General features: G+C 45.6%; 12 protein-coding genes and 3 pseudogenes. 9 read left to right on the top strand and 6 right to left on the bottom strand.

Going from position 1 to position 7,833, the window contains the following annotated elements:
• Positions 1–148 precede the first annotated feature (148 nt).
• Positions 149–328 (top strand): type II toxin-antitoxin system RelE/ParE family toxin, encoded by a 180-nt coding sequence (locus RMO27_RS10110; RefSeq protein ID WP_309731973.1) that lies wholly within the window; start codon positions 149–151, stop codon positions 326–328.
• Positions 329–373: 45 nt separating this feature from the next.
• Here RMO27_RS10110 and RMO27_RS10105 read toward each other — a convergent pair whose 3' ends face one another.
• The 3 genes from RMO27_RS10105 to RMO27_RS10095 all read right to left on the bottom strand — a co-directional run bounded on the left by RMO27_RS10105 (position 374) and on the right by RMO27_RS10095 (position 1,883).
• Complete coding sequence (locus RMO27_RS10105) at positions 374–727, bottom strand: hypothetical protein (protein ID WP_309731971.1); 354 nt, start codon at positions 725–727, stop codon at positions 374–376.
• A gap of 188 nt (positions 728–915) precedes the next feature.
• Positions 916–1,344 carry a type II toxin-antitoxin system VapC family toxin gene (locus tag RMO27_RS10100; protein WP_309731969.1) on the bottom strand — a complete coding sequence of 143 codons (429 nt, stop codon included), beginning with the start codon at positions 1,342–1,344 and terminating at the stop codon, positions 916–918.
• Positions 1,341–1,883: a PadR family transcriptional regulator gene (locus RMO27_RS10095; protein ID WP_309731967.1), complete on the bottom strand. Its 543-nt coding sequence runs from the start codon at positions 1,881–1,883 to the stop codon at positions 1,341–1,343. The genes RMO27_RS10100 and RMO27_RS10095 overlap by 4 nt, the downstream gene beginning before the upstream one ends.
• Positions 1,884–2,141: 258 nt before the next feature.
• On the opposite strand from RMO27_RS10095, the pseudogene RMO27_RS10090 reads away from it, so the two are divergent.
• The 3 genes and pseudogenes from RMO27_RS10090 to RMO27_RS10080 all read left to right on the top strand — a co-directional run.
• Positions 2,142–2,657, top strand: a pseudogene (locus RMO27_RS10090) (PDDEXK nuclease domain-containing protein); the annotation flags it as partial.
• A gap of 99 nt (positions 2,658–2,756) precedes the next feature.
• Positions 2,757–3,146, top strand: a complete 390-nt coding sequence (locus tag RMO27_RS10085) for a hypothetical protein (RefSeq protein WP_309731963.1) — start codon at positions 2,757–2,759, stop codon at positions 3,144–3,146.
• A gap of 253 nt (positions 3,147–3,399) precedes the next feature.
• Positions 3,400–3,726 carry a hypothetical protein gene (locus RMO27_RS10080; protein WP_309731961.1) on the top strand — a complete coding sequence of 109 codons (327 nt, stop codon included), beginning with the start codon at positions 3,400–3,402 and terminating at the stop codon, positions 3,724–3,726.
• A 206-nt stretch (positions 3,727–3,932) separates the two neighbouring features.
• Here RMO27_RS10080 and RMO27_RS10075 read toward each other — a convergent pair whose 3' ends face one another.
• Both RMO27_RS10075 and RMO27_RS10070 read right to left on the bottom strand, forming a co-directional pair.
• Entirely contained in the window at positions 3,933–4,460 is a 528-nt protein-coding gene (locus RMO27_RS10075) for a type II toxin-antitoxin system YhaV family toxin (protein ID WP_309731958.1), read from the bottom strand.
• The gene (locus RMO27_RS10070) at positions 4,457–4,792 is read right to left on the bottom strand and encodes a hypothetical protein (protein WP_309731956.1); all 336 of its coding nucleotides are present in this window, start codon (positions 4,790–4,792) and stop codon (positions 4,457–4,459) included. The genes RMO27_RS10075 and RMO27_RS10070 overlap by 4 nt, the downstream gene beginning before the upstream one ends.
• Positions 4,793–4,939: 147 nt before the next feature.
• On the opposite strand from RMO27_RS10070, the gene RMO27_RS10065 reads away from it, so the two are divergent.
• The 5 genes and pseudogenes from RMO27_RS10065 to RMO27_RS10045 all read left to right on the top strand — a co-directional run bounded on the left by RMO27_RS10065 (position 4,940) and on the right by RMO27_RS10045 (position 7,526).
• Positions 4,940–5,578, top strand: a complete 639-nt coding sequence (locus tag RMO27_RS10065; RefSeq protein ID WP_309731954.1) for an AAA family ATPase — start codon at positions 4,940–4,942, stop codon at positions 5,576–5,578.
• Positions 5,575–5,979 carry a hypothetical protein gene (locus tag RMO27_RS10060; protein WP_309731952.1) on the top strand — a complete coding sequence of 135 codons (405 nt, stop codon included), beginning with the start codon at positions 5,575–5,577 and terminating at the stop codon, positions 5,977–5,979. Before RMO27_RS10065 ends, RMO27_RS10060 begins: the two co-directional genes overlap by 4 nt.
• A 205-nt stretch (positions 5,980–6,184) precedes the next feature.
• Positions 6,185–6,388 (top strand): annotated as a pseudogene (locus tag RMO27_RS10055) (type II toxin-antitoxin system MqsA family antitoxin); the annotation flags it as partial.
• A gap of 180 nt (positions 6,389–6,568) precedes the next feature.
• Positions 6,569–6,982: a DUF6932 family protein gene (locus RMO27_RS10050; RefSeq protein WP_309731947.1), complete on the top strand. Its 414-nt coding sequence runs from the start codon at positions 6,569–6,571 to the stop codon at positions 6,980–6,982.
• Positions 6,983–7,112: 130 nt separating this feature from the next.
• Positions 7,113–7,526, top strand: a complete 414-nt coding sequence (locus RMO27_RS10045) for a helix-turn-helix transcriptional regulator (protein ID WP_309731944.1) — start codon at positions 7,113–7,115, stop codon at positions 7,524–7,526.
• 111 nt (positions 7,527–7,637) lie between these two features.
• Here RMO27_RS10045 and RMO27_RS10040 read toward each other — a convergent pair.
• Positions 7,638–7,833: pseudogene (locus RMO27_RS10040) on the bottom strand (hypothetical protein); the annotation flags it as partial.

Raw genomic sequence — 7,833 nt, 5'->3', positions numbered from 1 at the left:
GTCAGTGTTGTTGAGTTAGTACTGGTTTTTAATGCGAGAACCTTTGCAAGATTCATAGTGCATAAACTAAAGATATGGGATAAGATTTTGCACGATCGGTAGTCATTCAGTTAAATCGCTGAAAGCCTGACATAGCAATAGACGGAAACTGCAACTGTTAGCAGAGCAGCCCCAGCTTGGGCGATTGCGTCCTGAGTTGGCCGAAAATATGCGAAGCTTGCCGATCGGTCGGTATGTGGTGTTCTATATCGCGATGCCGTCCTGCGTTCAGGTCGTGCGCGTTCTTCACGGTGCGCGAGATTTAGCCCCGATCTTCGAGGTGGAGTAATGTAAAATGTAAATTGTTATCGAATTTTAGTAACGCTGATAGGGATTATAAAAACCCGTGCCTTCCATAACTAAATATTGGTTGTAGCATACCAACAACTTTCCCTGGACACTGCTCCAAAATGAGTTTGATTGTTTTAGGCAATCCGGAAGAGTCAACACCATGTTTTTCTGGCATTCGCAAGGCTAAACTTTGTTCATCTTGCAAGCTCTCAGTAAGCATAAAGTTATTTCCATTGACACACAACGCTTTTTTAGAATAATTTATTGTTAATGGAGTAAGCGAATGCTTTCCGAGACCATGAGGATACAAGCTTAGTTTTTTACCTTCAACAATGATAGAATTGTTAGCATTTTCAATAGATTTTATAAAATACAAAGGTTTCTGAGGAGTAGTCAACAAAAGAAATAAGCTTGATTTCTCAAATTAGTGATTTTATTTAATACATTATATTTCATATTTTGTTTGGGGAGAGGTTGTAACATGTATCGATTACCTAGATTGACTCGTTCTATTCTCGTTGGCGTAGCCTCTCTGAAAGAGAATCAATCGAGTCGATCTAGGGTACGGTTTTGCACTGGTAGTATTTAGCTATCTTCGTTAGCGAACCAATTTTCAATCTTCAGATCGTTGAAAAATTGAAAGTCGTCAACATTATTAGTAACTAAAATTAGATTGTTGGTAACAGCCATACTCGCAATTTGTCCGTCCGCAAAAGCTAGAGTTTTACCGATTTTAGATAATTTCGCTCTTTCTTGAGCGTGACACTGTGCCGCAGCTAGATCATAGTCAAATGTCGGCCAGTTAATCACCGAGCTATTGATATAATTCAAAAAAGCCTGACGCTTTTTCGATTCTGGCAGCCGCAGGCATCCATACAAAAGTTCGTGAATGACGATACTAGCCGTAGCTATTTCCGATCTATGGATGTCAAAACTCTCAATAACTTTAGGATTGGGAAGCGGACGCATTAAATCTGAAATAATATTAGTGTCGAGTAAATACTTGAGCTTCATAGATTTACTTCACGCCCTGGTGCCCGATCTCTAAGATTAGAGAAATCATCTTCATCAGCAAAGCTCTCTTCTGCCTCTAGAGTGGTTCTGAAATTTTGTAAATCGCTCCATAAATTATTGCCGCGCTGTTCTTCTTTTCGTTGGCGAAGACTTAACTTCTTTAAGATATTTTTCTCTTCGCTCGATAAATTATTGCCACGTTGTTCTTCTTTTCGTTCCCCTTGAATTGTGAGAGCCGCTCTATAGTCTCTTACCTCCGTTAACACCTTATCACCCAATTCCGTGACCTTATAGTACTTGCGTCTAGCACCGCTTAATGGCTCCTTCTCATCGCCCCAACGTCCGACGACATAACCCTTTTTGTCTAGACGATTGAGAGCGGGGTATAAACTGCCAAAACTCAATTCACTAGGACGATCGAGATTGAGTTGGTCGAGAATTTCTAGCCCATAAAGCTCCCGACCCAATAGGCAGGTGAGGATGTCTTCATCAAGTGCCGTCAGCTTTACTGTCTCTTTTTTACCGTTCTCTTGCTTCATAACCAGCCTTGTTGTAATGTATGGCTAGATTGCGTTAAGTGGGGTCAGCCACCAACCCCAAACCAGCGTGAGCTAAATGCTCCAAGGTCTTATGAAAAACATAATAACATGAAAAACATAAAATATCGATTTGTATATAAGGTCGCTGGGTTTAATTTTTTCCGAAGCGACCGAACCGATTGAAGACTCTACGATCCAGCCGTTACCAGCGGGGGAAATCGGCTCTACTGGTAAGATTTTTACTCAAAACCGAACGCCAAACCAACCGACATCTTGCGCGATCCTTATGTATTTGAATTTCTAAAAATTCCCGAACCCTATCTACCTTCGGAGTTGGAATTAGAAACCTTACTCTGCGACCATTTGCAACAGTTCTTACTAGAATTGGGTAAAGGTTTTACCTTTGTCGGGCGACAGTATCGCATCACGATTAACAATACTCATTACCGCGTCGATTTGGTTTTTTACCACCGGATTCTGCGCTGCTTTGTCTTAGTCGATCTCAAGATTAACGAGGTACAGCACCACGATATCGGGCAGATGAATATGTATTTGGGCTATTTCGCTAAGGAGGAAGGTATTGAGGACGATAATCCCCCGATCGGATTGATCTTGACTAAAGACAAGGATGAACTATTAGTAGAGTATGCAACTTACCAGATGAGCAGTCAGCTTTTCGTCCAGAAGTATCAGCTCTATTTACCCAATGAGGAAGAGTTAAGACGGGAGTTAGAATCGATAGGTCGGCTGACAATTGACAGTGCGGAAGATTAGGCGAAAGTACTCAGCCAAGGAACGGCGATTGATATCGAGTTAACGATTGCTGTCGCAGACGGCAAGCCGTTCGGGTAGAAGTTATTTAAAAGAAAACTGATGATTGAAGAATATATTCCTTTATGCAAACATTGCAACTCTTCAGCTCTAGAAATTAGAGGAGCTAAAAGCGAAGATAATTCGAGTTGGGAAGACTATGAATGCCATAGCTGCGGTGAATTCACTAGATTTCACTATGCTAAAGATGCAGCGGCGGGAGCAGAGCCAATTCGCATCGAATCCAGCCCTATAAAAAATAGATCTAAACTTCGATCGCTTGAGATCGAGCTGACTGACGAGCAAGCACACGCCCTCGCTCGATATCTCAAGCGCGTCCAGTTTGATGATTTCCGCCGCCGCGCGATCGATGAAGACGACGCTTATGTCATGCAAGATGCCGCCGCAGAAGTTCGCAAGGCATTGGCGGATGCTGGATACGAGCCGAGATAACGATTCGGCTCCAGGCGACGCTACGCGAACGCACCAGCTCCTAGATCCGGAGTGCCCATGCAAAAATCCTAGTGCTTAGTTACCACACACGGGCTGTTTTATTGTGTCTCGGCGGTCAAGGGCTACGCGAGTGGCGGTTCGATGGTGCTTAGTGCCAGAAATAGCGATCGACCGCCACCCTTGACTCGCCAAAAGTTAGTGGTAGGGCAGCCCGTGCGTTCGCGGGTTGTCTCTTTCGTTTGGAGTTTGTGTTATGCGTTCTTTAGTTCCTGCTGATTTCTGGTTTGCACTGGCCGATCGTGCTGGTGCGGTTGACTGTTGCGTTCGGGTCAGCGAGCGTTCTTTCAGCGGGTGGGTGGTCGAGCCTGTGTTCTCGTCGGCTGAGTCGGCGGCTGACTTTGCGCGGCGGGCTAGTGCGGTCGTTGGTGTGGGCGTGGTATCGCGGCGGTGGGTGCCCGTGTCTGTCGGTTGGGTCACTTGGTCGGGCTGTTGGTCTTGCTCGGTGCCGTGTCAGGCTCCAGGGCGCGAGTTGTCGTTGGGTCGGGCATCGCGCGGCAGTCGGGCGGTCATCAGTGCCTAGTTGGTTGGTGGGGGCTAGTTCCCCTTTTTTTTATCGATCGTTGAGATGGAAGCTTACTTACTGCATTACTGTATTAAGTGCTTAATGCAGTAACATATTTGAGTAGTTCGACTGCCTTTGGCAGGTCTTCTGGAGCGAGACGCTACTTTGCGTTCGACCAACGACAGAATCTACGAGGGTTCGGCAAAGCCGACACTTCGAGCTTGCTATTCTTCATCTGTTGGTGAAGCCGAAAATAGATCGAGGCAATCGATCTGTTCTTCTAACTCGGTGTCAGCCGTTGCTTCATCATCCTCAAGCTCGAATTGAGCCACCAACGATTCATAGGAGTCAGGCAACTTCCCATTAGCAACCATCTTTGAGAAAACTTTATACCAGTCGCGGCGGTCGCCTTCTCTACGTGGGAACCCCAGCCACAGAATGATAATTACTCGTCTCTCGGCAAAGGCTCTGAAAAATAGTCGATACCGTTGTGGCAGTCCCATTTTCTTGAGCCGACCGTATCGATCTAGGGGCTTTCGCAGTGCGAAATGACTGGCAAAGGGATCTAGCGAGATTTTGTCCCTGATGCCGGAATCGATCGCTTTGAGCAGTTTGACATCGGGATGGGTGACAAAATCTTTGGGTTCTAATTTCGATTTCAGTTTGACCACTTTGGCGGTTAAGTCCGCCCACTGAAGCTGAAAGTCTTCATAGAACAGGATCGTCCAACCGTTAGCATCGAAGGGCTTCATTCGTCTTCGGCCACAACGACACCAGCGAGTAATTCATCCATCTCGTCAGCCATCTCCTGCGTGTAGAGCGTGAGTGAATCCGGCTTGGCGATCGCAAATTTGAGCAGAGAATCTAGAAACAGTTTCATCATCACGCTTTCATCGTCGTCAAGTTCTGATGCTGACGATCGATCGGGTTCGAGATGCACCAGAAAAGTATTCTCGTCGATTGTTTCAATATGACCTTTAGCTGTAACTAAGTGGGGATAGTCGTGAGAAAAGGCTTTCGGCAGACGAAAACCGTCTTGGCTACCGATTTTAGCTGGACTGATCGGATATTTTTTCGAGGGCATGGTAAAACCGATTATTATAATGATTTATTATAACAAAACGAGAATGGAGAATTGTAGGCAAGCGATCGGTATTCAATTCAGTAATGCAGTAAGATAAATCAGTACTTAATACAGCAATGCAGTAATGCAGTATATCAGTGATGCAGTATGTCAGTAATAGCACTAATCAATCAGAAAGGCGGTTGCGCCAAGTCTACCACCTGCGTCCATCTAGCAGCATGGCTGACCAAGCAGGGTCATAAAGTTGCCGTCGTCGATGCCGATGCCCAAAAGTCATCTTCAATTTGGCTGGCATCGCTCGATACCCAGATCGCCGCTCATGTGATTCAATCGACAGACGAGCTATTAGATCGTATCCCCGATTTAGCCAAAGAGTGCGACTACTTATTAGTCGATGGTGCTGCCGGACTCTCCGAATCCAGTCGAGCCATTTTAATGCGAACCGATTTAGCGATCGTACCGTGTCAACCGACAGGGTTAGATCTCCATTCAGCCTCCGAAGCCGTGCGGTTAGTCCTGCAAGCGCAGTCGATTCGATCGGGTGCGCCCAAAGCGGTGGTGTTTTTGAGCAGAGCGGTTAAGGGCACTAAGTTGTTAGGGGAAGCTCAAGCATTACTAGGGCAAAGTGGCATCCAGATTCTCAAAACGTCAGTTCACCAGCGGCAGGTAGTCGCCGATACCTTCGGGCAAGCGGCCACGGTTTGGGATCTATCGGGCAGACCTGCGGCGGAATCGGCTAGAGAGTTTGAAAAGTTATTTGCCGAAGTGATGGAGGTGTTGGCATGACCGCTAAAAAAACGCGCAAGCCAATGGGTGACAATGCGGCGGTAAATAATTTCGTTTACAGGGACAATGCGCCCACTCCAGTTGCCGACCCTGTAGCGGAACCAGTCGAGCCGATTGTCGAAACGGTAGAGACTGTAAACGATTGGGTAGAGCCGAGCGTCGAAGCACCTGCGATTGCTGTCGCAGCACCCGCAAACCCCATCGCATCCCAACCTACCACTAGTTTGATGTCTAAATTAATGCAAAATTCTCCAGAGAAAGAGGCAACCGTGCGGTTGACGGTAGATTTACCCAAGTCTACTCACACCAAGTTATCGATCTTGTGCGCCCATAATGGCTTGAAGAAGGCTGAGGTAGTCAGAATGTTGTTGGATGAGGCTTTGAAAGATACAAACGTTTAATTACTGCATTGCTGTATTAAACACTTAATGCAGTAATACAGTAATTAAGCTTTAGTACGCGATATCAATCAAGTGTTAATTAATAGGTAATAATTAACTATTAATTAACACTTGATTCTTTCAATCCTCTTTTTTGAATAATTAATAATCTTCAATTATTAATTATTCATTCTTAATTATTAATTATCACAAGGAGTTATAGAGTATGAAATGTCCGTCCTGTGGGATGGCAGAGTTGGTGAAAGACATTCGCGATCTGCCCTATACCTATAAAGGTGAGTCAACGACCATTCCAGGGGTCGAGGGCGATTTTTGTTCGGCGTGTGGCGAGTGCGTGCTGGATGCGAAGGAATCAGCGCGGACGAGCGCGGCGATGTTGGAATTTAACAAACAAGTCAATGCGGCGTTGGCGTAGCCTCTCCCTCTGAGAATCGACGATTGCCAATCGATCGCTTAATTACTGCATTAAGTAATCAATGCAGTAATTAAGTAATTATAAAAGTTGTACTAACCTTACTCCAACTAAAAAGTTGTGTTAATCTAAAAGAAAGCACAGCTTCGTTTTCATGTGCGATGGAGAACCGACTGAATGCCCCCATTTACCGAAAGCGGCTACCTACCACCTGGAATTTGGGCGATGAGTTGGGCAGATTTTTGGGAGCGATATGGGTACAACTCTCGCCGTGCTAACCTCCTATCTGGCTTGATGTTTGCCCTCAAGTTACTCATTCGATCGGGCTGTCAGACGATCTACATTGGCGGTAGTTTCATCACCAATAAGGAACGACCCAACGACATCGACGGTTGTTTTGATGGGATGGATATCGATATCGGGATGCTAGATCCAGTTTTTCAGGATATTGACGAACAACACGCTCGCTTTGGCTGCGAGCTACGGATGGATTTCATGTCGGCATTTCAGGGTTTTTTGCAAAAAAATCGCGATGGCGAACCGATCGGCATCGTAGAGATCGATCTAAGAAGTTTCGATCCACCCAGGTAAACAAGAAAGAGCAAGGGTTCAAATCAACATCTCAAAAACCCTGCTTGGTGCGCTTCCATGGTCGGGAAACCCGACCGGAGCGCATCCGCAATTATCAATTATCAATTATCAATTATCAATTAAGTTAATCATGATCCAAAACGAACACCAATATAAAGTTACCAAGGGCGAGATCGATAAGCTGCAACAAGTTATCGATAAATTGCAAGAACAATCAAATATGCCGCCCAGTCAACTAGCCGCGATGCAAAACAGCTTTCAGACACAGATCGATCGAATGCAGATGGAAATCCAAGAGTATGAAGATCTCAAAGTGGGGAAGGTCGAAATTACAATGGGATCGATCGAAGATCTGCCCAAGGTCTTAATTCAAAAACGGATTAGTCTGGGGATGACCCAAAAAGAGCTAGCCACCAAGCTCGGTATCAAGGAACAGATGGTGCAAAGGTATGAAGCTAGCGGCTATGAGTCGATCGGGCTGGGGCGATTGATGGAAGTCTGGAATGCACTGTCTGTATCGATTCCTATGATGACGGTTAGCTAAGATTAAATACTTAATTACTGCATTCAGTACTGAATGCAGTAATTAAGATCGATAGAGGGAACGTGAAGCTGAATAGTAAATAGTAGCCAGTCATTCTTAATTCTTAATTAGTTAGCAAATACCCTCGCTCTTATTGGCAGCTTGGCGAGCTGCGGCAATGGCGGCTTGGTATTCGTCCCAATTCGGATCGTCTTGGTATTTCCCCGCGATCGCCAGCCAGGGGTTGTTGGTTGGTGCCAATGGCAAGTCTAAGTAGGCGATCTCGCCATCGGCTAGCTGTGCTTTGACTTGTCGATTGCGCTGGGCG

Origin of the sequence: Chamaesiphon sp. OTE_75_metabat_556, from assembly GCF_031378165.1 — a bacterium.
Lineage (GTDB): Bacteria > Cyanobacteriota > Cyanobacteriia > Cyanobacteriales > Chamaesiphonaceae > Chamaesiphon.
This window is presented reverse-complemented; position numbering and strand designations above follow the sequence as displayed.